Origin of the sequence: Bradyrhizobium sp. SRS-191, from assembly GCF_024586915.1 — a bacterium.
Taxonomy (GTDB): Bacteria; Pseudomonadota; Alphaproteobacteria; order Rhizobiales; family Xanthobacteraceae; genus Bradyrhizobium.
Genome location: NZ_JANBVS010000016.1, coordinates 127,803 through 152,708, shown reverse-complemented (window position 1 = coordinate 152,708; position 24,906 = coordinate 127,803). Strand labels below are relative to the sequence as shown.

Here is a 24,906-nt window from a genome sequence, read left to right as displayed (position 1 = left end):
GCAGCCGACTCGCGCCAACGCACCGGTGTCGTCCCGGACAAGCCCGGCAACGCGCAGCGTTGGGGCGCCGATCCGGGACCCATACGCCGTGAAGCCCGTTGGTTGAACCCGCTCGACCGGCACCGTGTTCTCACCACGACCGCCGCGGCGTATGGGTCCCGGCGCGGAGGCCGGGACGACACCGGTGGTGGGAAGCCCTGCTCGGCATCTCCGAAGCGTGGCGGGGTCGACGACGCCCCGACGAGCCGGCGAGGTCAGCCCTGCCCCAGCAACAGATCGGCGGCCCGGTCGCCGGAGCGTACCGAGCCTTCGATCGTCGCCGGCAGGCCGGTGTCGGTCCAGTCGCCGGCCAGAGCGAGATTGCCAAAGGCGGTCTTCACGCCCGGGCGCAGCGCGTTCTGCTCGGGCGTCGCCTCGAAGGTGGCGCGGCGCTCGCGGACGATCTGCCAGGGCGGCAGCGCGGCCGAGATGCCGGCGGCCTTGCAGACGTCGGCCCAGATCGCCGTGGCGAGTTCCTCGCGCGGCATGTCGACCAGCCGGTCGCCATTGCTGATGGTCACCGACAGCCGCTGCGGGAAGGCGAACAGCCATTCGACGAGGCCACCCACGACGCCGAGCAAGGCCGGCGCGTCCTTCGGCGGCGTGATGCGGAAATGAGCATTGACGATGGCGCGATATTTGGTCGGCCCGGTCAGGCCCGGCAGCAGCCCCATCGCCGGCCGCGGCGGCACCGCCAGCACGACGACATCAGACGGCCCGAGCGCGACGGTGTCGTCGCCGAACTTGAGGCCGGTGACGCGACCGCCCGCACTTTCGAGACCGCGGAGCTCGCGGCCGATCCGGACACTGCCACCCTTGCCTTCCAGGAACTTCACGGCCGGGTCGATCAGCACGCCCGAGAGGCCATCGCGCGCGATCAGGGGACGGCAGGCCTGCCCGCCGGCCAGCAAGGTCTCGCGTACGATGGCGCCGGCGAGCCCGGCCGAGCCTTCCGGCGGATCGCAGTTCAGCGCCGCCAGCAGCAGCGGCTGCACGAGGCGGTCATACAGCGTCCCCTTGCAAGGGATGGTGCTGCCGATGGTCTTGGAGGTGCCGGCCCAGATCAGCGGCGACAGCGCCAGATAGTCGCCGAGCTTGGTATCGGGTACGCGGCGGCTTTCGTCGAACACCCACAGCGGCAGCCGGCCGCTGCCGAGATCGAGCAGCCAGCGCTGCCCGGTCTTGATGTCGACGAAGGCGAACTGCGCGTCCTTCGGACCGACCAGCCCCGCCTCCGAGCCGATCGTGCGGGCGTAAGTGAGCACGTGGTGATTGGCCGACAGCAACAGATGATTGCCGTTGTCGATCACGAGGTCGGTCGCGGCGTCATAGTACGAGCGGCAACGGCCGCCGAGCTGCTGCGTCGCCTCGTGGACATGGACGGTGTAGCCCGCATTGGCGAGCCGCACGCCGGCGGAGAAGCCGGAGATCCCGGCGCCGATGATGTGAGCGGTCTTGGTCATCAGATGAAAGCGTAGCGGAGGATGATGCCGATCTTCGTGAGCTTGCTCACGCGGACGGGCTCGCGCGGCAGCGCGAAGCCGCGGTCCATCAGGAGATCGAACACGGCGCGGTAGTATTTCGACATGATGCGAGGCGCGCGCACCGCGCGGCGGCGATTGCGCCGCATGATCTCGTCGGCCTTCTCGAAATGCGTCTTCGCCCGGACGGCAACGGAGTTGCAGACCTTCGGCAGCGCGCGCTCCTGCATCACCTTGGCCGGGTCGTCACCGGTGATGCCGGCGAACAGCAGCGCCTCGCGGGGAAGATAGAGCCGGCCGATGCCGGCATCCTCATCGATGTCGCGCAGGATGTTGGTGAGCTGCAGCGCACGGCCGAGGTGATGGGCGAGCAGGATGCCATCCTCCTCCGGCATGCCGAAGATGCGAACCGAGAGGCGACCGACGGCGCTGGCCACCCGGTCGCAATACAGATCGAGCGTCGCCAGATCCGGCGCGCGGATCTCCTGCGGCACGTCCATCTCCATGCCGTCGATGATGGCGAGGAAATCCTCGCGCTTGAGCCCGAACGTCTTCACCGAACTGACGTAGTCGTGCAGCCGCGCCGGCGGGTTGCCCCGATACAGTGCGTCGATGTCGTCACGCCATTTCTGCAGGGCCGCCAGCCGCTCGGGTCGCGGGCCGTCGGAATCGGCGATGTCGTCGACCTCGCGGCAGAAACTGTAGACCTGGAACATCGCGTCGCGCTGCGCACGCGGCAAGATGCGCATGGCCGCGTAGAACGAGCTGCCCGAGGCAGCCGTGCCGTGGTCGATATTCTCTGCGGTTGCTTCGAGGGTCATGCGCCCGCCGATTTGGTCTGGGGATGGCGACCGGCGACGCGGCGGCCGATCTCGCCCACCACCGACGTGAAGGTGAGGCCGAGCATGCCAGTCGGCGAAAGGTGGACGCGCTCGCTGAGCGGATCCCGCACCTGGAGCAGCGCGACGATACGGTCGGCAAACGCCTGAATGACCGCGATCTCCAGCCCGAACCGGAAATCCTTGACGCCGCTGTTGAGGTCCCTGCCCTCCTCGAGCAGCGCCGCGTTGCGCACCGCGAGCTTCTGCAGGCAGCTCAGGAGCTGAGGAGATGACTTGGCCTCGCCGAGCATCTCGACGGTCGCGCCGGCCTCAGCCAGCGCGTCGCGCGGCAGATACACGCGGTTGAGCGCCCGATAGTCCTTGCCGCAATCCTGCAGGTGGTTGTTGATCTGCAGGCCGGCGCAGATCGCGTCCGAGGCCGGCCAGGTGGCGGTGGATTCACCGTGCACGTCGAGCATGAAGCGGCCGACCGGCATCGCCGAATAGCGGCAATAGTGGATCACCTCGTCCCAGTTCTCGTAGCGCAGCTTGGTCACGTCCATGCGGAACGCGACCAGCAGGTCGAGCGCGTGGCGCGGCGGCATGCCGCGCTCGGCCAGCGCCCGGCGCAAGCCGACCGCGACGTCCTGGGTCTCGCCTGTTCCCGTCAGCTCGGCCTCGAGCAGATCGAGCAGCCGCAGCTTCTCATCACCCGGCAGGCTGGGGTGATCGGCGATGTCATCGGCGGTGCGCACGAAATTGTAGAACGCGAGAATCAACGCCCGGTGCTCGGGACGGATGATCCACGAGGCGACCGGAAAGTTCTCGTCCCGGTGTGTCTTGCCGGATCGCAAATCGCTCGCGGTGGTCATGGACGAAACAGCTATCAGGTTGAAAGGGCGCTACCGAAAACAATGCCCGCCGCTTCGCTCATGCGAACGGATTGCTGGCCTCCATATAGGCGAAGATCCAGCCAAAACCAATGCAATCGATAGGGGACCGCCAATACAGACAGGCCGCCGTCCGCCCCTGACGGGGCAGACCGGCGACCGTTAACCACGATCCGGAAGCAAGCCTCCCGGACGGCAACCGCTTACTGGTTGTGGTTCTTGAGCACCTTGTCGCAGTCGGCGCTGATCTTGGGGCGGTTCTCCTTGAGGCACGCCAGGATGGTGAAGTCGCCCTGATCGATCACGGAACGGCAGAACTTCTGAACGTCACGGGTGCAGGCCGCCTGCTCCTCGGCGGTGCCACGCGCGCCTTGTGCGAAGGCGCCGGTGGACATGGTCAGCGACAGCAGGGAAAGTGCCAGGCAAATCTTACGCATCGTGTTCCTTCATTTTGACAGCAGAGGCAACCTCCCGGGGATCGCCGATGCGGACCGGGAAACACCTGTTTGGTTCGGCAAGGACCGCAAGCCCCCCAGCGCCGGAGCTACGCTGCCAAATGCGGCCAAATTCGCGCCCTATGTTGCCGAGCGATCAAGCTCGGCGATCACAGCTTTGGCACAAACAAGGCGTTGATACTAGGGCATTATTCTGACGCCACGTTTTTCGCATTTGGCTGTTGCAAGCATGCCGCGCGGACCGTTAGATGCAGCGCCGTCGGAGCTTTGAGGGCGAGCTCTGCAGCCGCTTTTCGCGCGGGCGCGGGTGCGGCAGGCACGTGATGCCGTCTTGCAAAGCGCCGGACTGGTCGTCATTTGAACCTAACGTTCGGCGAGAACACCAAGTGTTCGAAGCGGCGACACACGCCGGCACAACGGTGTCATTTTGGATGGGAAACTCGATATGAAACTGTTCGGCTCACCTCTCTCGGGACGCCTCGTCAAGGCCGCCGGTCTCGGCGTCGCGCTCATTGTCTCGGCGTCGGCCGTTCATGCGCAGTCGGGCCCGTTCGCCGGCTTCGACGGCTCGTGGTCCGGCAACGGCACGGTCGCGCTGTCCGACGGCACCACCGAGCGCATCCGCTGCAAGGCCAGCTACAAGGTGGCCGGCGCCAATCTCAAGCAGAGCCTGCAATGCGCCAGCGACAGCTACAAGTTCCTGCTGACCAGCGACGTCACCAGCCAGGGTGACCGCATCTCCGGCAACTGGAGCGAATCGAGCCGCAACGTGAACGGTGAGCTGCAGGGCACCGCCGGCAACGGCCAGATCGACGTGTTCGTCCAGGCCGCCGGCTTCGCCGCCAGCATCAACCTGAGGACCAACGGCAACAAGCAGGTCGTGCAGATCTCCTCCAAGGGCGAGATCCGCGGCGTCAACATCACGATGTCGAAGACCTGATCGGCTCAGCGTCTGAATAAGCAAACGGCCCTGACGATGTCAGGGCCGTTTTGTTTTGCGATGCCTCCGCAGGAATCGGACGCCCATCGAAACCCCCGCTGTCATCGCCCGGCTTGACCGGGCGATCCAGTATTCCAGAGGCGGACGTGATAGGGCCGATAGGCCGCGGCGTACTGGATCGCCCGGTCGAGCCGGGCGATGACAGTTGTGGTTGGGGCTTGGACAAGCCCCTTTCCTCACACCGGCTTACGCTTCAGCTTCTGCGACAGGTTGATCAAAAACATCGCCGTCGGCCGGAGGATGAAGAGGTCGGCAAACAGCGCCGCCACCATCGAGAACGCGCTGAGCCAGCCGAACAGCCGCAGCGACGGCAGATCCGAGAACACGGTGACGACGAGGCCGCAGGCCAGCACCACCGTGGTGAGGATCAAGGCCGGGCCGACCAGCACGGTGGCGCGCTCGACCGCGACGGCGGCGCTGACACCGGGCGCGCTCTCCATTCTGAGACGGTTGAGGAAGTGAATGGTCGCGGACAGGCCGAGACCGAAGGACACCGTCAGCGCCACCACGCTGGCGAATTGCAGCCCCTCCCCCATGGCCCACAGCAAGGTGCCGGACATCACGACCGGGAAGATGCCGGGCAGGATGCAGGCCAGCATCACCACCCATGAGCGGAAGGCGAGGCCGATGAACATCGCCACCAGAGCGAATTCGATGGTCAGTCCGTGGTTGAGCTTCTGGATCATGCTCGCCGAGTTGCGCGCGGCAATCGCGGCAAGGCCGGTCACCGCGACCTCATAGCCCGGGTGCTTCTTCCTGACTGCGTCGAGTTCGTGGTCGAGCTTGTCGACCACCGGCAGCAGCTGGCTGGAATCGAGATCGGGGACGCGGCCCGCGACCACCACGGCGTCCTGCTCCTTGTCGATGAAGCGGCGCACCAGGTGCTCAGGGATCAGGTTGACGTATTCCTGCAAGGTCGCGGTATCCGACGATTGCGCCTTCTCGGCGAGCCAGCGCCTGAGCGTCTCGACCGACCAGACGTTGCCGACGCCGGCGGTCTTCTCGACGGTGGCGTGGACGTCGGCGATGGTCTGCAGGGTCTCCGGCGCGTAGAGCGAGGCGCCCTTCGGGAATTGAATGAGCACATTGACCGGATTGGCGCCGGTCAGCTTGGCATCGAGCCGGTTGCTCGCCGCCACCGCCTGCTGCTTGTCCGGCACCTGGTCGGCGAGACGGTAGCGCGGCTCGAGGCTGGCATAGACCACCGCGAGGCCGCCGACGAAGATCACGGCGATCAGGCTGAACAGGCCGGGCCGGCCGACCATGCGCACCGCGATCCAGTAGCAGAAATTGCGCAGCGCCTGGACGCCGGCATCGGCGCCCTGGAATTTCACCGCGAACAGCTTCTCGTTGCGCACCAGGAGCACGCCGAACACCGGCACCAGCGACAGCACCGCAATCAGCGCGATGACGGTGGCAGCGAGGCCCGCCTCGCCGAACTTGCGGATCAGGTCGCTGTCGGAGAACTGCAGGGCAATGAAGGAAATGCCCGCGGTGGCGTGGGTCAGCACGCAGGCGGGACCGACGACCAGCACCGCATTCTTGAAGGCTGTGAACTTGTCCTGCCCGGCAATCAGCCGGTCGCGCGCGGCGAAGGTCAGCTGCATCGAATCCGAGAAGCTGATGACCATGATGAGCGGCGTCATCACGTTCAGGAACATGTTCAGATTGAAATTGGCCCAGCCGAGCGCGCCGAGCGCAAGCAGGATCGCGATCAGCGGCGGAAACGCCGCCGCGATCATGAAGGACACCTTGCGGAAGAAGATGATGGCGATGATGCAGCCGGCGAGAATGCCGAGAACGTTGTAGGTCAGTCCGTCACGCGCGACCGCGTTGCGGATCTCGAGCTGCATGACCGGCACGCCGGAGAGCTGCACGTTCAGACCGGTGTCGCCGAGATCATCCGTCATCAGCTTTCTGATATCGCCGACCACCTTGCCGAGGTCGTTCGAGGCGACCACCTTGGGCTCGAGCGACAGCACGATCAGCGCGAGCGTCCCGTCTTCCGATAACAGCTTGCCGCGGATGATCTCGTTGGACTTCACCGTCTCGATGAACTTGTCATAGGCATCGCCCTCCGGAAGCTCGGAGGGAAACAGCGCCGCCGGCAGCTTGCCGGGCGCCGGCGCCTGGCGGGCCGAGAACAGCGACACCAGGCCGCGGGTCCCCTCCACCAGCTGGAGGTCGGTGACGAAGTCGCGGAGCTTCTCGAGGTTCTGGCGTGCCAGCAGCGTCTTGCCCTCGACCACGACGAGCACATCGAATTCCTCAGCCGGGAACTTCTTGGTGACCTCCTCGTACTGGTGGAATTCCTTGCTGTCCGAGCGGAACAGCTGGCTCAGCGAATCGTCGATCTGGATGCGCTTGATGCCGAACACGGCGGCAACGATCAGGACCAGCAGGACGATGCAGGACAGGACCGGCACCTTGACCGCCAGGAGGCCGACGCGCTCCAATCCGAAGGCGATGCTGTCGGCCGGCCGCTGCTCGACCTTCTCGACATGGACTTCGTTGTCGTGCCTGACTTCCAGCATACGGGGGGTCCAGTGGTTACGGCGCGGCCCATTCGGGGAGGCCTGAGCGCATAGGGCAGAAATAAGGCCACTCAGCGAAGCTGACATGACCGCATTGTGGCCCACAGCCGAAGCTAATCCTTGAAAACACGCAGAAATTTGTCCGGCCGGGTCTAGCAGGGTTCACGCCCCGGCCGCAACCGTGCGAGCCACACAACACGGAGAGCCTGCACCGGATGCGATCACGCCACGATTCTATCCGGCTTGAAAAGAGTTCGGGCGGCGGCCCGAGGCGGCCGGACTCCTGACGAACTCAAGCATCCCCCGGGGGATGGGGCATCACCCTGGATGGGCATCAGAGGCACTGCCCGCACGGCCCTCCACGACCCCCCATCGACGTCAGGCCTTCACCCTGCCGGAAGGGCGGCCTCCCGGAGGCGAATCGAATAGTTCGACGCGTTCTGATGGCCACGAGACGCAGCGCGCGCGAACATGATCAGGTGATGCGCGATCAGGGCAACCGCGATGAAGTTCTCGATCTCGCCGCGCCGGAGCTGGCTCCAGGCAAAACGCCAGAACGGCCGCTTGTAGTCGCCGAGCACGCCGACCTTCCAGACGATCTTGGCCATCATCACGAGGCCCCGCCTGACGTTCGGCCAGCTCTTCATCTCGTCGCTGACGGGCATCTTGATGCGGTTGGAATAGGTGTTGTCGCATTGATGCTTGAAGCGCGCGAACAGCCGCTCGGGCTCATAGGCCACCTCCATGCAGCGCCGCCAGGCGGTGACCACCTCGTCATAGGGCATCAGGAACTTGACGTTGGAATCACGGCTGTCGTCGAGCACCAGCCGGCCCTCCCGTTCCAGACGATCCCACAGCGGCGTCTTCGGTAGCGCCTGCAGCAGATTGATCGTGAGCAGCGGGATCCGGCTCTCTTCGACGAATTGCAGCAGCGCGTCCGCGGTCTGCGGCGTGTCGGTGTCCAGCCCCATGATGATGCCGGAGACCACCTCCATGCCGTAGCTGTTGATGGTCCTGATCCCCTCCAGGATCGGCACCATCATGTTGTGATCCTTCTGCATCGCCGTCAGCGCATCCGGATCCGGCGTCTCGATGCCACAGAAGATCGTGATGAAATAGGCCTCGCGCATCTTCTCCAGGATCTCGGGCCGCTTGGCGATGTTGAGCGTGGCCTCGCAGGCGAGCCGCATCACGTAGCCGGTGCGCTTCTGCCAGTCGATGAGATGCGGCAGCAGATCCATCGCCGCCTTGCGGTTGCCGATGAAATTGTCGTCGACGAAGTACACCGAACCGGTGACGCCGCATTCCCGGAGCTTGTCGAGCTCGGCGATGATCTGCTGCGGGCTCTTGATGCGCGGGTTGCGGCCATAGAGGCCGGGGATGTCGCAGAACTCGCATTGATAGGGGCAGCCGCTGGAATACTGGATACTGCCGAGGAAGTACTTCTTGACCTCGGCGAGCTCATAGGCCGGGACCGGAAAGTCGGTCATCGCCACGCGCTCGCCGGTGCGCAGCACGACCTGCTCGGCCGGTCGCGACGGATCGCGGGCCAGCCGCCTGATCAGCTCATCGGTCGCATCGCCGAGTTCGCCGACATGCAGATAGTCGAAGCTCGGATAATCATCGGGACAGGCGCTGACCGAAGGGCCGCCGAGCGCGACCGGCAGATCGAACGCGTGCGCGCGCTGGCAGATGTCGTTCATCTGCTGGCGCTGGATGTGCATACCGCTGACGAACACGGCTTCAGCCCAGGAAAAATCCTCCGCCTGCGCGGAGCGGATGTTCTCGTCGATGAAGCGCACCTGCCACGAGCTTGGAAGATAAGCCGCGATCAGCAACAGCCCCTGCGGCGGCATGAAGGCCTGGATGCCGTCCGTGAGCGGATAGGCATGCTCGAAGGTTCCGAACGACGACGTGTAGCGCGGAAACACACAGAGAATGCGACGTACTGTTTCGATGCCTTCGAATCTCATCGACTGCCCTCGCGACAACCCGCTATCGGGTTACCTTACGGCTGAAGATGAAGCTTAGCCACCCCTTCCGGAAAAGTTGAGCCGCAGCCCGATGCGGCGTACAGGCGCGGCTTGGCAAGGACCCGCTGCGAAGGCAGCCGGACAGTCCGACTCGCTCCAACGCGGACCGCGAGCCGAAGTTCCGGCCTCCCTGTTTGCTGGCAGCCTCCAGCTGGAGTGCGGGTGCTCGATCGTTGCTGCTGATGCGATGCGGTCTCGACCGGAAGCCAGGCCGTCGATGCGAGACCTGAAAGCCACAAGTTGCAATGCATTTGCAGGGCAACGGGCTGTCCGCAGGGTCCCTATCTGGTCCGTAGTCCAACGGATGTCACCGTGTCTCAGCCGCGTTCCAGGACCATACTAATCGATTGAAAAACAACACGAAGTACGCAGGGGTTGCATCATACTGATCACCCTCACTTAACGCTTTCTCCATGAAGGTTTTGCATAACTATTAACAAACAAGCGTTCCTGCGTCGTAGTCCAACTCTGCGGTATCCCACTCCATGACCTCACGTCAGACGTCAACGAAGACGGCCACGCGTCATTCCATCGCAGTCAAGCTGTACGCGATCTTCGCGCTGTTCGCGCTGCTGACCGCTGCGATCACCTGGTTGTCGGACTACAACTCGCGACGCTCGGGCGACCTGACCAAGGCGATCGAGACGGCGAATCTCGCGGCGCTCAACGTGCAGCTGGTCAACGGCCTCGTCTACGCGGTCGTCATGGAATCGCGCGGCGTCTACATGTCGACTGATCCGGCGGTCGTCAAAAAATACGGCGAGGGCCTGCTCAAGTTCAACGCCGAGATCCTCAAGGTCGTCGACAAATGGCAGTCCATCGTGCAGGTGGACGACGCGCAGCAATTCGCGACCTTCAAGAAGCGCATCGAGCAGTTCGTGGACTTCCGCAAGGAGCTGGTGCGCCGCGCCAATGAGATCAGCCCCGCCGCGGGGCGCGAATGGGGCGACAACGATGCCAACCGATCGGTCCGCTCCGCCCTGAACAAGGACCTCGACGAACTCTCCAAAGTCTATCTGGAGCGCGGCCGCAAAATCGGCGAGGACACCGAGACCAACCGCAAGCTCTCGCTCGTGCTCACCTTGCTCGGCGGCGTGATGCTGCTGCTCGTCGTGGCCGGCGTCGTCATCATCGCCCGCTCGATCGCGCGTCCGCTGTCGCAGATCACCGAGACCATTCGCCAAGTCGCCACCGGCGCCGAGAACGTCGCGGTTCCGCACGCCGGCCGAGCCGACGAGGTCGGCGAGCTCGCCCGCGCCATCGGCGTGTTCCAGCAGGCAATGGCGCACAACCGCGACCTCAACAATCAGGTGTCGCAGGATTCGGAGATCCGCGAGGCCCGCGCCCGCCATATCGAGTCCGCCGTCGAAGAGTTTCGCACGGCGATCGGCAGCGTGATGCGGACCGTCACCGAGAACGCGGCGGCGATGCGCAACACCGCCGAGACGATCACGCGGCTGACTGCGGACGCCAACGAGCGGGCCGTCACGGCCGCCGGCGCGACCTCGCAGGCGTCGACCAACGTCTCCGCGGTGGCGAGCGCAGCCGAGGAATTGTCGACCTCGGTCGAGGAGATCGGCCGCCAGATCCGGCAATCCGCCGGCGCCGTCGAGCAGACCGGCCAGCGCACCGAGAAGTCGATCACCGAGATCGAGGGCCTCGCCGCCGCCACCCAGCGCATCGACGGCGTGCTGACCCTGATCCAGACCATTGCCGAGCAGACCAACCTGCTGGCGCTGAACGCCACCATCGAGGCCGCCCGCGCCGGCGAGGCCGGCCGCGGCTTCGCCGTCGTCGCCCACGAGGTCAAGGCGCTGGCCGGGCAGACCGCCAAGGCCACCGAGGAGATCAGCCAGAATGTCGGCCTGATCCAGGCTTCGACCAAGACGGCGGTCGACGCGGTCCGGGAGATCGGCCAGGCCGTCCGCGGCATCAACGAGATCACCTCCAACATCTCCAACGCCATCCAGCAGCAGGATCAGGCGACCCGCGAGATCTCGGCCAATGCGCAATCGACCGCGCATGGCAACCAGACGCTGGTCATGAACATCGGCTCGCTGCGCGATGCCATCGGCGAGACCTCGACGGCCGCCGCCTCCGTGCTGTCCGCCTCGGGCGACCTCAATTCGACGGCCCAGACGCTGGCCGACGAGGTGGAGAAATTCTTCCAGAACCTGCGCTCGGGCCCGTCCACTGAGGCGCGGCTGCGCAGGGCGAGCTGAGCGCAATCCTCAGTTGATGACCAAAGCCGGCGCGGCGGACATGCAAATGTCCGCCGCCCGGTGATCCACCGCGCCCGGGGTTCCGTTTCCCTGCTTTCGGAGAGCCCCCCGTGCGCAACACAGCCAAGAAACTCCCCTTCGTCTGCGATCCCGTCACCGTCACCCAGGACGACGTCGAGGATGCGATCCGCACCATCCTGACCTGGATCGGCGAGGATCCCTCGCGCGAGGGCCTCTCTGAGACGCCGGCCCGGGTCGCGCGCGCCTATAAGAGCTACTTCGCCGGCTACGACCAGAACCCGGAAGACTATCTGCGCAAGACGTTCGAGGAGACCGCCGGCTACGACGAGATGGTGCTGCTGCGGAACATCCCGTTCCAGAGCCATTGCGAGCACCACATGGCGCCGATCATCGGCCGCGCCTGGGTCGGCTACGTGCCGCGCAGCCGCGTCGTCGGCATCTCCAAGCTCGCCCGGGTCGTCGAGGCCTATGCGGCGCGGCTGCAGATCCAGGAGCGCATGACGGCCGAGATCGCCAACATCATCGACGAGGTGCTGCAGCCCGAGGGCGTCGCCGTCGTGATCAAGGCGGCCCACCATTGCATCAGCTCGCGCGGGGTCAAGAAGCACGGCGTCGACCTGACCACCAGCCGGATGCTCGGCTGCTTCCGCAACGACCCGATGAGCCGGCAGGAGTTCCTGGCGATGGTGAATTCTGACCTCAAGGATTGACCGCGTAAAAATCTCGTCTCGCTGTGATCCAGCCTGGCATCCAGTGCGTTCCCCGGTATCGACAAGGCATGCCGGGGACCATGACCACGCGACTGAGAGCGGCTAGATTAGCGCCATGGAACGTGGCATCGTCCCGCAAGAGATTTGCGCGGGCCCCTGGTGTCCGCGTCATGGCGAGTGCGAGCAGAGGGCCGAAGGCAACTGTGGACTGGGCAGAATTGATCGGACGCGTCGCCGCGCGCGGCGACCGGGAGGCATTTAGGGCCTTGTTCGAGCATTTCGCGCCCCGCATCAAAGGCTTCCTCATCAAGACCGGCTGCAACGCCGATGAAGCCGAGGAGATCTCGCAATCGACCATGGTGGCGGTGTGGACCAAGGCCGGTCAGTTCGACCCGTCGACGGCGGGCGCTGCGGCCTGGATCTTCACCATTGCCCGCAATCAGCGTATCGACGCCGCGCGCAAGGCGATCCGCGAGGGCCGGCTGAGCAAGGAGATCGTCCTCGACGAGGAAGCCGACCCGACGCTCGCCGCCGACCAGATCGTGTCGCGTGTCGAAGACGCCACACGGGTGGCGGCTGCGATCGAAAGATTGTCGGCGGAGCAATCCACCGTGATCCGCCTGTCGTTCATCGAGGAACGACCGCATTCGGAAATCGCGGCAGTGCTCGGACTGCCGCTCGGTACGGTAAAATCACGCATCAGACTGGCGATGAACCGCCTGCGAGACCTGTTGGACGACGCGACATGACGATCAGCCATCACCCGCCGGAAGACCTGCTGGCCGACTTCGCCACTGGTGCACTCGACGAGGCCGAGCGGCTCGTCGTCGGAGTCCATGTCGCCGAGTGCAGCAGGTGCCGACGCTTCGTGCGCGCCATCGAGCAGCTGGCCGGTGCGTCGCTCGACAAGGCCGAGCCGGTCGCGATGGCCGCGGATGCGTTCGACGCCGTGCTGGCGCGGATCGATCGCCGGCCGCAGCCGGCGCCCCGCGTCAGCGAGGTGGCCGAGATCGACCCCGAGCTCGCCGACCTGCCCGAGATGGTCAAGCGTTGCAAGATCGGCAAGCGCCGCCGCGTCGCGCCGGGCATCAGCATGCGCCCGATCATGCTGTCCGGCACCGGCAAGTCGCGCGCGTTCCTGCTGCGCTCCGAGCCGGGCGCGCGGATGCTTGAGCATACCCATTCCGGCAACGAGCTGACCTGCGTGCTGAAGGGCAGCTTCAGCCATCTCGGCGGCTATTACGGCCCCGGCGATTTCGACTATGGCGACGACGAGGTCGATCATCGTCCCGTGGTCGGCGACGAAGGCCCGTGCCTGTGCCTCGTGGCCATGACCGGCGACCTGCGCATGCACGGCCTGCTCGGCCGCATCATCAGCCCGTTCGTGCGGCTCTGACCCCCTCGCCCATCGCTGCGAGCACCATGACGTGATTCAGACGAACTCACTCGTCTGGATGATCCGCCAGTTGCGCTCCCAGCATGACGCCTGCACGTTGGCGGTGATCCGCATCACTTCCTGCCCCGTTTCGATCGAGGAAGCGGATGGAGGAGAAGGATGCGATCAGCAAGCGCGGACCGGAAGAGCTACGTCGCACATCTCAGCGCCCTTCTGGCTCGCGCCGGACGCAACGACGAACAGGCTTTTGCCGAGCTCCATGCCGCAACCCTCGTGAAGATGCGCAAGACCGTGCGTGCCCTGCTGCCCTCCTCGGCCGACCTCGATGACATCCTGCAGGACGGCTATGTGAAGATCTGGCGTCATGCCGCGAGCTTCGATCCGGCGCGAGCCTCGCCGATTACGTGGATGTGCACGATCATGCGCAACACCGCGATCGACAGCCTGCGGGCGACCGGCATGCCGACCTCGGAGCTCGACGAGGCGCTTTCGGTCGCCGATCCCGCCGCCGCCCACACCGACGACGAGTTCGACTACGCGCAGGCGGAACCGATCGCCCGCGAGGCGCTCAAGCGGCTACCGGAGGAGCGCCGGCGGCTGCTCGCGCTTGCTTATCTCGAGGGCGAAAGCCGGACGCGGCTATCGGAGCGGTTTGGCGTGCCGGTCGGCACCATCAAGACCTGGCTGCATCGCAGCCTGATCACGGTGCGCAAGGACTGCCTCGGCCAGGCCTCCCCCGTCACCGCCGCGGCGGCCTGATCTGCCGCATGGCCAAGGCGCATCCTATCAAGATCAGGCATCTCGTCGTCGTGCTGGGCGACCAGCTCGATGCGGACTCGGCCGCGTTCGACGGCTTCGATCCGGAGCAGGACGTCGTGCTCCAGATGGAGGTTACCGACGAGGCGACCTACGTCCCGCAGCACAAGATGCGCATCGCCTTCTTCTTCGCAGCGATGCGCCACTTCCACGCCGATCTCGAATCCCGCGGCCGCAACGTGCATTACGTGCGGCTCGACGATCCCGCCAACACCGGCGCGCTCGATAGCGAGATCGCGCGGCACCAGGCTCTGCTGCAGCCCGAGGCGACGATCATGCTGGAGCCCGGCGATTTCCGCGTGCGCGGGAGCTTGCGCAAGCTGCCGCAGCGGCCGGAATTCCGCATCGACCGCCACTTCCTGTGCACCGCCGACGAATTCGACGCCTTCACCGAGCGCCATCCGCGCCCGATCATGGAGACGTTCTACCGCGCGATGCGGCGCAAGACCGGGCTCCTGATCGACGACAGCGGCCGGCCGATCGGCGGCAGCTGGAATTTCGACGCCGAGAATCGCAAGGGATTCGGCAAGTCGCGGCCGCCGATCCCCGTTCCGCGATCCTACGCGCCCGATGCGATCACCAAGGATGTCATCAAGCTGGTCGCATCCCGCTTCTCCAACAGCCCCGGCAGGCTCGAGCGCTTTGATCTGCCGGTGTCGCGCGTCGACGCGCTGACCGAGTTGTCGGACTTCGTCGCCTGGCGGCTGTCGCTGTTCGGCACCTATCAGGACGCGATGCTGACCGACGAGCCGTTCCTGTATCACTCGCGGCTATCCGGCGCGCTGAACCTGCATATGCTCAATCCGCGCGAGGTGGTCGACGCCGCCCTCGCCAACCGCAACGCGCCGCTCAACGCGCTCGAAGGCTTCGTGCGCCAGATCATCGGCTGGCGCGAGTTCGTCCGCGGCATCTACTGGCAGCGCATGCCCCATTACGCCGACGAGAACGCGCTCGACGCCAATCTGCCGATGCCGCGGTTCTACTGGACCGGCGAGACCGAGATGCGCTGCCTGTCGCAGGCGATCGGCCACACCATCGACCATGCCTATGCGCATCACATCGAGCGGCTGATGGTGCTCGGCCTGTTCGCGATGCTGCTCGGCGTCAGGCCCTACGACGTGCATCTCTGGCACATGTCGATGTTCCACGACGCCATCGACTGGGTGTCGCTGCCCAACACGCTCGGCATGAGCCAGCATGGCGATGGCGGGGTCGTCGGCACCAAGCCCTATGCGGCTTCGGGCCATTACATCGACCGCATGAGCGACCATTGCCGCAACTGCCGCTACGACCCGAAGCAGGCGACCGGCGACAAGGCCTGCCCGTTCACGACGCTGTATTGGAGCTTCCTCGCCAAGCACCGCCGCCGCTTCGCCAACAACGGCCGGATGCGCAACCAATACGTCAATCTCGAGCGCCGCAGCGCTGCGGAGATCCGGGCCATCCGCAGCCACGCCGACACCATCACGGCGGCGATGGTCTGAGTCCTCCCGCCTGAACGACGCTCGCGGCTTGCTGGCGGACGGACGATCGGTCATATCTTGGGCAGTTCCTTCCCGCCCCTGCCGATCCCAGCCTGGAATACCGCATGACCGCCGCCATCGTCGCCGTCTTCGCGCTCGCCTATGCCGTGGTGGCTCTGGAGCATCCGTTCCGCATCAACAAGGCCGCCACCGCCCTGGTCGGCGCCGGGCTGATGTGGACCATCTATGCGGTGATGGGCGCCACAACCCAGACGGTCGCGGCCGAGCTCAACGACTCCGTCGCCTCGACCGCCCAGATCATCTTCTTCCTGATCGGCGCCATGACCATCGTCGAGGTGATCGACGCCCATAACGGCTTCGAGGTCGTGACCTCGATGATCGGCACCCGCAACCAGGTCACGCTGGTCTGGCTCGTCGGCTTCGTCACCTTCTTCCTCAGCGCCATGCTCGACAACCTCACCACCGCGATCGTGATGGTGTCGCTGATGAAGAAGCTGTCCGGCCGCGACGAGGACCGGCTGGTGTTCGCTGCGATCATCGTGATCGCGGCCAATGCCGGCGGCGCCTGGTCGGCGATCGGCGACGTCACCACCACGATGCTGTGGATCGGCGGCCAGATCACGCCGCTCGCGATCATGAAGTCGGTGTTCATCGCGTCGCTGTTGAACCTGCTGGTGCCGCTCGCCGTCGTGAGCTTCAGTTTGCGCGGCAAGCAGCTGGTGCCGCCAGCCAGCGCAGGCCTCGCCTCCATGAGCCCGATCCGCCCATTCGAGCGCAACCTGATGTTCTTCATGGGGCTCGGCATCCTGGTCGCCGTGCCGCTGTTCAAGGCGGTGACCCACCTGCCGCCGTTCATGGGCATCCTGTTCGGCCTTGGCCTCTTGTGGATGGTGGGCGAGATCATCCATCGCGAGAAGGCCTCCGAACAGAAGCAGCGCCTCACTTTGGTGCATGCGCTGACGCGGATCGACATGCCGTCGATCGTGTTCTTCATCGGCATCCTCCTGGCGGTTGCCGCCCTCGAGCACACCCACATCCTGCAGGCGCTGGCGCAATGGCTCGACCGCACCGTCGGCCGGCTCGACCTGATCGTCATCGTGCTGGGCCTCGCCAGCGCCGTCATCGACAACGTGCCGCTGGTCGCCGCTTCCATGGGCATGTACAGCCTCAGCCAATATCCGCCGGACAGCTTCCTGTGGGAGTTCGTCGCCTATTGCGCCGGCACCGGCGGCTCGATCCTGATCATCGGCTCGGCCGCGGGCGTCGCCGCGATGGGGCTCGAGAACATTCACTTCTTCTGGTATGTCCGCCGCATCAGCGGCATTGCGCTGCTCGGCTATTTCGCCGGCGCTGCGGCCTACATCATTCAATACAATCTGCTGCACTGAGCGGATCGGATCGCATGGACTGGTCGTGGCGCATCCTTGCCGTGGTCGCGACCGTGCTGCTGGGCGCGACCTGCGTCCTCGCTGACGACGTGACGGTCAGGAGCGGCTATGCATTGAGCGCAGCGAGCTGCGGCGAGGCACCCCTCGCCTTTCCGCGGCTCAGGATCGACATGAAGGCCGGCTTCTGCGCCGGCCTCGTCGCCAGCCATGACGATGGCCTGAGATTTCCCCGCAGCATCGTGCAGATCCCAGGCCGTCAGCTGTTCGTGGTCGCCGACATGGGCGGCTGGGGCCATGATGACGGGCGGCTGCTGATGCTTGATCCCTCAGCGCCCGCGGGCCAGCGCGTGCGCGAGATCATCACGCGGCTGTCCTACCCGTTCGGTCTCGCCGTCGGTCCCGAGGGCAAGATCTACGCATCGACCGACACATCGATCTTTCGATTCGATGCCCTCGCCGCCAATCCGAAGGCGACGATCGAGACCATCATTCGCGACCTGCCTGGACGCAGGCTCACGCTGCCGGACGGCACACGCCTCACCGAGAGCGCGCATCCGTTGAAGGCCTTCGCGTTCGACCGGACCGGGCGGCTGTTCGTCAATGTCGGCTCGCACAGCGACAACTGCCTGTCCTCGGCGCCGGATCGGTGCGCGGCCGCCGAAGGCGCCTCGCCGCTCGCTGCGATCTGGCTGTACATGCCACCGGCGGGCGGCATTTTCCCGGCACTGCAATCCGGCGATCCGAATCCGCCACATCAAGTCTTTGCGCGCGGCCTGCGCAACTCGATGGCGCTGGCGCTGCATCCGCGCTTTCCCGATCCCGGCGCCGCCTTCCTGCAAGGCGAGAACGCGCGCGACCTGCAGGACGTGTTCGCACCGAACGAGGAGATCAACGCCATCGAGCAGGGCCGGCACTATGGCTGGCCCTATTGCTACGACCTCTCGACCGCGAGCCCGGAGTTCAAGCGCGTGCTACAGTCGGGCTCCCTCAAGGATTTCTGCAGGACGACCGCGCTCTACAAGCAGCCCTGGTCGCTGCTGCCGCCGCATGGCGCACCGCTCGGCATGCTCTACTACACCGGCGAGCGCTTCGACGACCTCAGAGGCAAGCTGCTGGTCGGCCTCCACGGCTATCGTCCCACGGGCAGCCGCCTGCTCGCCTATGAGGTCGACGAGCGCGGCTTCCCGAAGGTCAGCCCGCCGCCGGTGCGCTATCACGTCAGCTGCGCCGCCGAGCCGACCCGCGCGTTCCAGACGTCCGCGGGTCCCGCGCCCGCTGCCGCCTTCGACGAGATCATCTCCGGCTGGCATCGCGTCAACGGTATCCGCCCGCAAGGCGCGCCGGTCGGCATGACCATCGCCGACGATGGCGCCATCTGGCTGGTCGAGGACAAGAACCAGACCGTGATCCGGATCGATCGCACCACCGAGCCGCCGCCCGAGCCGCTCCCCTGCGACACCAGGAGCAGTCAGCAGATCGAGCAGTTGGTCGCGTTCGTCGACGGCGATGCCGCAAGCCGCGCCCGGCTGACGAGGGTGCGCAAGAACCTGATCGAGAAACATTGCAGCGGCTGCCATTCGGAGTTCGGCCTGAAGCCCGGACAATCCGACAAGGACCGCGACCGCGCGGCCCTCGGCTTCATGCTGGCTCAGGACGGCTGGATCTATCCGGGCGATCCAGAGTCCGGCCGCCTCCGCCAGCGGCTGCGCGGGCTCGGCGCCGAACGGCAGATGCCGCCGGGGGCCAACCTCCCCAAAACGGAACCAGGCTACGCCAAACTGCTTGATGTCGCCGACGACCTCGTCGCGCGCATGGTTCCAGGCAGGCGGATGCGGATCAAGCCCGGCGGCCCGCCGCATCGCAAGTTCTTCGCCCGGGATGGCCGCGAATGCGGCGAGATCCCGTTCGGCAAGATTGTCATCGTGACAGAAAGCTCTGCCGTCAATAAGCCCGGCTTCAGCCGTTTCTTCCGGCCCGCCGACACCTACCTCAACGGCACCTGCACGGACGACAATGGCTATTACATCCAACAGCAGTTCCTGGTGCCGCTCTGACAAGGCGGCTGATGATGCGACGCCGGATTTGAAACTCGACATCACCACGCGCACGCTGCCCTCCCCTCCCCCTTGCGGGGAGGGGTCGGGGGTGGGGGTCACTCCGGGCACCGCCGTCCATGACAAGCACGGCGCCCGTAGGGTGGGCAAAGCGACCGCCGAAGGCGATGCGTGCCCACCGGCCGCGAGCACCGGCGCCCGTGATGGTGGGCACGGCGCGCACGCGAGCGCGTTTCCGCGCAGGCGGCGGCGCCCCGCGCCTTTGCCCACCCTACGCATCTCGCGCTTGGCGGCTGTTCTCGTCCTTGCTATCACCCCCGCCCTCGCCGCTCCCAAACTGTTCGAGAGCACCCAGCTCACGCCGTCCGGCGAATACACCTTCGGCATCGAGGGCCCCGCCGTCGACCGCGACGGCAATCTCTACGTCGTCAATTTCGGCAAGGCCGGCACCATCGGCAAACTCGCGCCCGAAGCGTCAGCGTCGGAGAAGTATACCGAGCTGCCCGAAGGCAGCATCGGCAACGCCATCCGCATCGATGCCGCGGGCACGATGTTCATCGCCGACTACAAGCGCCACAACATCTTCGCCATCGCCCCCGGCGCCACCGAGCCGCAACTCGTCTTCCATGCCGACGAGATGAGCCAGCCCAACGACATCACGCTGGCGCGCGACGGCACGATCTATGCGAGCGATCCGGCCTTCAAGGCGCGCAGCGGCCGCATCTGGCGGATCGCGAAGGGCCCGGACGGCGCGATGCAAGGCGTGGCCATGACCGCGCCGCGCGCGATGGGCACGACCAATGGCATCGACCTCAGCCCCGACGGCCGCACGCTCTATGTCGGCGAGTCCAACAGCGGCGAGATCTGGTCCTACGCCATTGAAGGTGATGCGCTGACGCGGCCAAAGCTGATCACCAAGTTCGAGCCGAACACGATCGACGGCCTGCGCACGGATGTCAGCGGCCGCCTGCTCGTCGCCCGCATCCTGAAGGGCACGATCGCCGTGCTCGCGCCCGATGGCCGTGTGACCCGAGACATCGCGCTCAAGGCCAAAGAGCCGACCAACCTCGCCTTCGGCGGCAGCGACGGCAAGACCGTGTATGTGACCCAGCGCCAGGGCGGCTTCATCGAATCCTTCCGCACGGATGTCGAAGGCCGTGAGCATTGCCTGCAGCGACACGTGTGCTGACGCTGGCGAGCGACCGGCAGATGATTTTTCGCAAGCACGCCACCGCACCCTCGCCGTCATGCCCGCGCAGGTCATCCAGTACGCCGCGACTTCTCGACTATCACCTCTGCCTGCGAATACTGGATCTCCGCCGTCGCCGCCGATGACAGCGGAGGCGTACGCCACAGCGCAATCGTGGAGAGAATTCAAAGCTGATGTCGTAGAAAGTCGCCTAACACACTCGCTGTCGTCCCGGACAAGCTGCGCCAACGCGACAGCGTTGGTGCAGCGCCGATCCGGGACCCATACCCACAGGCAGTTGTGCGAGGCACATTCGGAGTTCCCAGCACTTCCCACAATAGGCGGCGGTGGTTATGGGTCCCGGCTTTCGCCGGGACGACACCGATGATGACGCAAACTGCTCGACCCTTGCCTGCACGACGTCATCTGCGCATGCGTGCAACCACTAGGATGGGCCGAGCGTCATCGCGAAATGCTTACCGCCCGTACACCACCGGCCCGCGTTGGACGATCAGCGGCGGCGGCAGGTCGCGCTGCCAGACGCGGCCGTCGTCGAACTGGATGCGCATGCCGTCCGGCGAATACACCGCGCTTTCGTCGCGCGCGTCGATCCACAGCCGGCTGTTCGGCGCATTCCAGTCCGGCGTAGCCTGAAGCGACTCGCCGGTCTCGGTGGTCAGGTTCACCGAATCGCCGTTCTGGGTCACGAAGGCCGGCGCGCCGATCATGCCGTCGCGGCACATCTGGATGCAGCGGTAGGTGCCGGTGAGGTTCGCGCTCGGCTGGGCAGAGGCAGAGCCGGCGACACAGGCGCCGACGAGGCCAATGAGGATTGCAACACGCTTCATATCGATCACTCCATCGCTCGAAAGGGTTGTCCAGCCCCCGTTCGGGCCCCTCGGGCGGATCAAGTGAGATGCGGGAAAAATGTTCCGGAGGTTCCCAAGGCGGGAACCGTCCTACTCGACCAGGACGACGTCCACAGCGACGCCCAGCTTCTGCTTGGGCGAGCCGACGATGATGCCGTCGACCGGCGAGACGTCCGAGAAGTCGCGGCCCATGCCGAGAATGATGTGATCATTGCCGACCACGAGATCGTTGGTCGGATCGAAGCCGATCCAGCCGAGCGTCTCACCGCACCACAGCGACACCCAGGCATGCGTGGCGTCGGCGCCCTGCAGCGGAGGCTCGCCCTCCGGCGGAATGGTCCGCAGATAACCGCTGACATAGGCGGCCGGCAAACCGAGGCCGCGCAGGCCTGCGATCATGACATGCGCGAAGTCCTGGCAGACACCGTGACGATTGTCGAACACCTCGGCAAGCGGCGTCGAGATCACCGTGGCCTTGGGATCGTATTTGAACTGCTTGCGGATGCGCCTCATCAAGTCGGCCGCGCCCGCCACGATGCCGATGCCGGCCGTAAAACTCTCGGCCGCGTAGTCCGTCACCGGCTTCAGCACCGGCACCAGCGCGCTGGCGAAGACGTAGCCGATCGGCGATGACGGGCCGAGGCTGGTGGCCTCGAACGCCGCGTCGCGCACACGCTCCCAGGCCATGCTCGGCGCATCGCGGTCCGGAGAGCTGCGCGACAGCTTCACGCGGGAGCGCGAATCGATGCGCAGATGGCGATGCTGGGTGTCGATGACGATGCTCTCGGTCAGCGTGCCGAAGAAGTCGCGCCGCGCGGTGCGCTCCGACGGACGCGGCCGGATGTCGACGCTGTGCGAGATCAGCTCCTGACCATCGCCGCTCAGAGGCTCCAGCCGGAGCGAGCAGCGCGCGAAGCTGACCGCGCTCTCATACTCGTAGGTGGTGACATGCCGGATGTCGTAGATCACGCGAGGCCCGTGAGCTTTTCCGGCCGCGTCGCATTCGGCCCGTGCGGGAAGTAATGCTGTCCGATCGCCTCCGACAGATTGAGCAGGTCCTGCTCCAGACCGAACAGCGTCCGGCCGTCGAGATGCGCGGCTTCGGCCGCCGTGAGCCGCGCGCCCAGCGACACCGACAGCCGCTGCGGCCGTTCGATCAACCCGTTCTCCTTCAGGATCGGGAGACCCGCGATGTGCTCGTTCAAGGTCTCGATCTGGAAGGCAACCGAGCGCGGATTGTAGAGATCGAGCACGACGAGATCGCGGATCGGTGCCAGCGAGGGGCCGATCAGGTAGCGCGAGCGATAGGTGATCTGGCAGTCGACCAAGGTCAGCAGGACGTCGAGATCCTCGGGCGTCGCCTCGTCATAGCCGAACTGCCGCGCGAAGCGCGCGGTGTTGATGGCGCGCTCGGCGCGGCGCCCCATGTCGAGGAAGCGCCAGCCGGCGGCGCGGTTCATGTTCTCCTGGGCAAGACCGGCAAAGCTTGCAAGCTTCTCCAGAATGAACTCGGCCGTGCTGACGACAGCATCCTCGTCCTCAGCCTCCTGCGCCAGCCGTCCCGGCATCTCGGTGATGACCTGCCAGGCGTCAGGCGACAGCCGCTCGCGCAGCGAGGTGGCGGTGCGCTGGGCGGATCTGAGCAGCGACAGTGCGGAGCCGAACCGCGCTTCCGATTGCAGCGCCTCGGCGGCCGCCTGCGCGCCCCGCATCCGGGACGTCTGCGAGATGGCGCCCCAGGCGAGCAGCAGCCGCTGGATACGCTCGGCGGTGTTGAGCTGAGCCGGCGAATCCTTGCCGGGGTCGCGGTTCTGCGCGGCAAGCACGCGGATCAGACGCAACGTCGCCTCGGTGCGTTCGAGATAGCGGCCGAGCCAGAACAGGTTGTCGGCGGCGCGGCTCGGCAGCACGCCGGCGATGCGGCGGATGCGGACATTGTCGGACCCGGGCAACAGGCTGCGTGCCGCCACCGCCTTGTCGCCGACCACCCAGACGTCGGCCGCGCGCGCGCCGTCGCCCATCGAGATCGCGCGCGCATCGAGCTTGTCGGCAATGCGGCAGAAACCACCGGGCATCACGGTCCAGCTGCCGTCGGGCGTCACGGCCGCGAACACGCGCAGCACGAACGGCCGTGGCGCGATCCGCCCGCCTTCCCACACCGGCGTCGTCGACAGCCGCACCACCTCCTGTCCGACATAGTCGATGCCGCGCTGGCTGATCGCCGCGCGCAGGCGATCGCGTTCGGCCGCCGAAAGCTCGCCGGCCAGCACGGGCCCGCTGCTCGCGATGCCCGGCACCGCGCGGCCATAGGCGCCCTCGATGGCAAAATCCTCGAGCCGCGACAGCACCTCGTCGCGCGCCGATTTCTGTCCGCACCACCAGGTCGCGATATGCGGGATCTTGAGATCCTCGCCGAGCACGCGCCGCGACAGGCTCGGCAGGAAGCCGAGCAGCGCGCGCGCCTCGAGCACGCCGGAGCCCGGCATGTTGGCGAGCACGACGCCGCCCTTGCGCACGACGTCCATCAGGCCGGCGACGCCGAGCCGCGAGGCGGCGTCGAGCTCGAGCGGATCGAGCGAGTTGGAATCCAGCCGCCGCAGCAGCACGTCGAGCCGCTTCAGCCCGGCCACGGTGCGGATGTGCACGCGGTCGCCGCTGACGGCGAGGTCATCGCCTTCGACCAGCAGGAAACCGAGATAGCGCGCCAGCGTAGCGTGCTCGAAATAGGTCTCGCTGAAGGTGCCCGGCGTGAGCACGCCGATGCGCGGCTCGTCGCGATCGGCGCTGGCGCGCAGCGCGTCGCGGAAGGTCTCGAAGAACGGCGCGAGGCGCTCGGCATTCATCGACTTGTAGATCGATGAGAACGCGCGCGACAGCACCAGCCGGTTCTCGAGCGCATAGCCCATGCCCGACGGCGCCTGCGTGCGGTCGTTCAGCACCCACCAGCGGCCGTCGGGGCCACGGCCGATGTCGGCGGCGTAGATACTGAGGAAGCGGCCGCCCGGCGGCTTGATGCCGCAGACGGGGCGCAGATATTCGCTGGAGCCGGCGACGGCGGCCGCGGGCAACGCGCCGCTCGCGATCAGCCGTCCCTCGCCATAGATGTCCTGCAGCACGCGCTCCAGGAGCTCGGCGCGCTGCACGATGCCCTGGGACAATTGCGCCCACTCGGCCTCGTCGATCAGCAGCGGCAGATGGCTCAGCGGCCAGGAGCGCTCGGCATTGTCGCCGGGCGAGCGATAGGTGACTCCCGCCTCACGCAGGTGCCGGTCGGCCGAGGCAAAGCGACGCTCGATATCGGTCGGCGCGAGTGCGGCGAAGGTGTCGGCGAAGCGCGTCCAGACCGGGCGCGGCTGGCCGTCAGCCCCGATGAATTCGTCGGGAATGCCGGGCAGCCGGGCATAATCACGGGCCCATTGGGCGGCGCGGCGCAGCGGAGGGCGCGCCGCCGGCCGACCGGCGGCGGGTGTCGCTCCCTGGTCCTGGCCGCTCGGGCCGTCCATG

19 protein-coding genes are annotated in these 24,906 nt (G+C 66.2%); 10 read left to right on the top strand and 9 right to left on the bottom strand.

The window, feature by feature from the left end:
- Positions 1 to 254 precede the first annotated feature (254 nt).
- The 4 genes from hpnE to NLR35_RS25600 form a co-directional block, all read right to left on the bottom strand.
- Positions 255 to 1,502: a hydroxysqualene dehydroxylase HpnE gene (hpnE, locus tag NLR35_RS25615; RefSeq protein WP_257169302.1), complete on the bottom strand. Its 1,248-nt coding sequence runs from the start codon at positions 1,500 to 1,502 to the stop codon at positions 255 to 257.
- Positions 1,502 to 2,341, bottom strand: a complete 840-nt coding sequence (gene hpnD, locus NLR35_RS25610) for a presqualene diphosphate synthase HpnD (RefSeq protein ID WP_257169301.1) — start codon at positions 2,339 to 2,341, stop codon at positions 1,502 to 1,504. Before hpnD ends, hpnE begins: the two co-directional genes overlap by 1 nt.
- A complete protein-coding gene (hpnC, locus tag NLR35_RS25605) occupies positions 2,338 to 3,213 on the bottom strand; it encodes a squalene synthase HpnC (protein WP_257169300.1) in 876 nt (291 codons plus the stop codon). Before hpnC ends, hpnD begins: the two co-directional genes overlap by 4 nt.
- Positions 3,214 to 3,434: 221 nt before the next feature.
- The gene (locus tag NLR35_RS25600) at positions 3,435 to 3,668 is read right to left on the bottom strand and encodes a hypothetical protein (RefSeq protein ID WP_257169299.1); all 234 of its coding nucleotides are present in this window, start codon (positions 3,666 to 3,668) and stop codon (positions 3,435 to 3,437) included.
- A gap of 463 nt (positions 3,669 to 4,131) precedes the next feature.
- Here NLR35_RS25600 and NLR35_RS25595 point away from each other — a divergent pair, with 463 nt between their 5' ends.
- Positions 4,132 to 4,626, top strand: a complete 495-nt coding sequence (locus NLR35_RS25595) for a hypothetical protein (protein WP_006613854.1) — start codon at positions 4,132 to 4,134, stop codon at positions 4,624 to 4,626.
- 236 nt (positions 4,627 to 4,862) lie between these two features.
- On the opposite strand, the gene NLR35_RS25590 is transcribed toward NLR35_RS25595, so the two are convergent.
- Together NLR35_RS25590 and NLR35_RS25585 are read right to left on the bottom strand one after the other, a co-directional pair.
- Positions 4,863 to 7,220 carry an RND family transporter gene (locus NLR35_RS25590; protein WP_257169298.1) on the bottom strand — a complete coding sequence of 786 codons (2,358 nt, stop codon included), beginning with the start codon at positions 7,218 to 7,220 and terminating at the stop codon, positions 4,863 to 4,865.
- A gap of 386 nt (positions 7,221 to 7,606) precedes the next feature.
- On the bottom strand, positions 7,607 to 9,193 hold the full coding sequence (locus tag NLR35_RS25585) for a B12-binding domain-containing radical SAM protein (protein ID WP_257169297.1): 1,587 nt from the start codon (positions 9,191 to 9,193) through the stop codon (positions 7,607 to 7,609).
- A gap of 545 nt (positions 9,194 to 9,738) precedes the next feature.
- Here NLR35_RS25585 and NLR35_RS25580 point away from each other — a divergent pair.
- From NLR35_RS25580 to NLR35_RS25540, 9 genes are all read left to right on the top strand, one after another.
- Positions 9,739 to 11,475: a methyl-accepting chemotaxis protein gene (locus tag NLR35_RS25580; protein WP_257169296.1), complete on the top strand. Its 1,737-nt coding sequence runs from the start codon at positions 9,739 to 9,741 to the stop codon at positions 11,473 to 11,475.
- Positions 11,476 to 11,585: 110 nt separating this feature from the next.
- Positions 11,586 to 12,206, top strand: coding sequence for a GTP cyclohydrolase I FolE (gene folE / locus NLR35_RS25575; protein WP_257169295.1), 621 nt, complete (start codon positions 11,586 to 11,588; stop codon positions 12,204 to 12,206).
- Positions 12,207 to 12,409: 203 nt separating this feature from the next.
- Positions 12,410 to 12,955 (top strand): sigma-70 family RNA polymerase sigma factor, encoded by a 546-nt coding sequence (locus NLR35_RS25570; protein ID WP_308774610.1) that lies wholly within the window; start codon positions 12,410 to 12,412, stop codon positions 12,953 to 12,955.
- Entirely contained in the window at positions 12,952 to 13,602 is a 651-nt protein-coding gene (locus tag NLR35_RS25565; protein WP_257169293.1) for a ChrR family anti-sigma-E factor, read from the top strand. The genes NLR35_RS25570 and NLR35_RS25565 overlap by 4 nt, the downstream gene beginning before the upstream one ends.
- A 159-nt stretch (positions 13,603 to 13,761) precedes the next feature.
- Entirely contained in the window at positions 13,762 to 14,361 is a 600-nt protein-coding gene (locus NLR35_RS25560; protein WP_257169292.1) for an RNA polymerase sigma factor, read from the top strand.
- Between the two features lie 8 nt (positions 14,362 to 14,369).
- Complete coding sequence (locus NLR35_RS25555; protein ID WP_257169291.1) at positions 14,370 to 15,902, top strand: cryptochrome/photolyase family protein; 1,533 nt, start codon at positions 14,370 to 14,372, stop codon at positions 15,900 to 15,902.
- Between the two features lie 104 nt (positions 15,903 to 16,006).
- Complete coding sequence (nhaD, locus tag NLR35_RS25550; protein ID WP_257169290.1) at positions 16,007 to 17,290, top strand: sodium:proton antiporter NhaD; 1,284 nt, start codon at positions 16,007 to 16,009, stop codon at positions 17,288 to 17,290.
- Between the two features lie 14 nt (positions 17,291 to 17,304).
- Positions 17,305 to 19,344, top strand: a complete 2,040-nt coding sequence (locus NLR35_RS25545) for a sorbosone dehydrogenase family protein (RefSeq protein ID WP_257169289.1) — start codon at positions 17,305 to 17,307, stop codon at positions 19,342 to 19,344.
- A gap of 286 nt (positions 19,345 to 19,630) precedes the next feature.
- Complete coding sequence (locus NLR35_RS25540) at positions 19,631 to 20,533, top strand: SMP-30/gluconolactonase/LRE family protein (RefSeq protein ID WP_257169327.1); 903 nt, start codon at positions 19,631 to 19,633, stop codon at positions 20,531 to 20,533.
- A gap of 476 nt (positions 20,534 to 21,009) precedes the next feature.
- Here NLR35_RS25540 and NLR35_RS25535 read toward each other — a convergent pair whose 3' ends face one another.
- The 3 genes from NLR35_RS25535 to NLR35_RS25525 form a co-directional block, all read right to left on the bottom strand.
- Positions 21,010 to 21,390, bottom strand: coding sequence for a hypothetical protein (locus NLR35_RS25535; protein WP_257169288.1), 381 nt, complete (start codon positions 21,388 to 21,390; stop codon positions 21,010 to 21,012).
- 102 nt (positions 21,391 to 21,492) lie between these two features.
- Complete coding sequence (locus NLR35_RS25530) at positions 21,493 to 22,371, bottom strand: transglutaminase family protein (RefSeq protein WP_257169287.1); 879 nt, start codon at positions 22,369 to 22,371, stop codon at positions 21,493 to 21,495.
- Positions 22,368 to 24,905 (bottom strand): circularly permuted type 2 ATP-grasp protein, encoded by a 2,538-nt coding sequence (locus NLR35_RS25525; protein WP_257169286.1) that lies wholly within the window; start codon positions 24,903 to 24,905, stop codon positions 22,368 to 22,370. The genes NLR35_RS25530 and NLR35_RS25525 overlap by 4 nt, the downstream gene beginning before the upstream one ends.
- Position 24,906 lies beyond the last annotated feature (1 nt).

Excerpts from the sequence above, each read along its gene's own strand:
- hpnE (WP_257169302.1), bottom strand. The coding sequence starts at position 1,502 with ATGACCAAGACCGCTCACATCATCGGCGCCGGGATCTCCGGCTTCTCC.
- hpnD (WP_257169301.1), bottom strand. The coding sequence starts at position 2,341 with ATGACCCTCGAAGCAACCGCAGAGAATATCGACCACGGCACGGCTGCC.
- hpnC (WP_257169300.1), bottom strand. The coding sequence starts at position 3,213 with ATGACCACCGCGAGCGATTTGCGATCCGGCAAGACACACCGGGACGAG.
- NLR35_RS25600 (WP_257169299.1), bottom strand. The coding sequence starts at position 3,668 with ATGCGTAAGATTTGCCTGGCACTTTCCCTGCTGTCGCTGACCATGTCC.
- NLR35_RS25595 (WP_006613854.1), top strand. The coding sequence starts at position 4,132 with ATGAAACTGTTCGGCTCACCTCTCTCGGGACGCCTCGTCAAGGCCGCC.
- NLR35_RS25590 (WP_257169298.1), bottom strand. The coding sequence starts at position 7,220 with ATGCTGGAAGTCAGGCACGACAACGAAGTCCATGTCGAGAAGGTCGAG.
- NLR35_RS25585 (WP_257169297.1), bottom strand. The coding sequence starts at position 9,193 with ATGAGATTCGAAGGCATCGAAACAGTACGTCGCATTCTCTGTGTGTTT.
- NLR35_RS25580 (WP_257169296.1), top strand. The coding sequence starts at position 9,739 with ATGACCTCACGTCAGACGTCAACGAAGACGGCCACGCGTCATTCCATC.
- NLR35_RS25565 (WP_257169293.1), top strand. The coding sequence starts at position 12,952 with ATGACGATCAGCCATCACCCGCCGGAAGACCTGCTGGCCGACTTCGCC.
- NLR35_RS25560 (WP_257169292.1), top strand. The coding sequence starts at position 13,762 with ATGCGATCAGCAAGCGCGGACCGGAAGAGCTACGTCGCACATCTCAGC.
- NLR35_RS25555 (WP_257169291.1), top strand. The coding sequence starts at position 14,370 with ATGGCCAAGGCGCATCCTATCAAGATCAGGCATCTCGTCGTCGTGCTG.
- nhaD (WP_257169290.1), top strand. The coding sequence starts at position 16,007 with ATGACCGCCGCCATCGTCGCCGTCTTCGCGCTCGCCTATGCCGTGGTG.
- NLR35_RS25545 (WP_257169289.1), top strand. The coding sequence starts at position 17,305 with ATGGACTGGTCGTGGCGCATCCTTGCCGTGGTCGCGACCGTGCTGCTG.
- NLR35_RS25525 (WP_257169286.1), bottom strand. The coding sequence starts at position 24,905 with ATGGACGGCCCGAGCGGCCAGGACCAGGGAGCGACACCCGCCGCCGGT.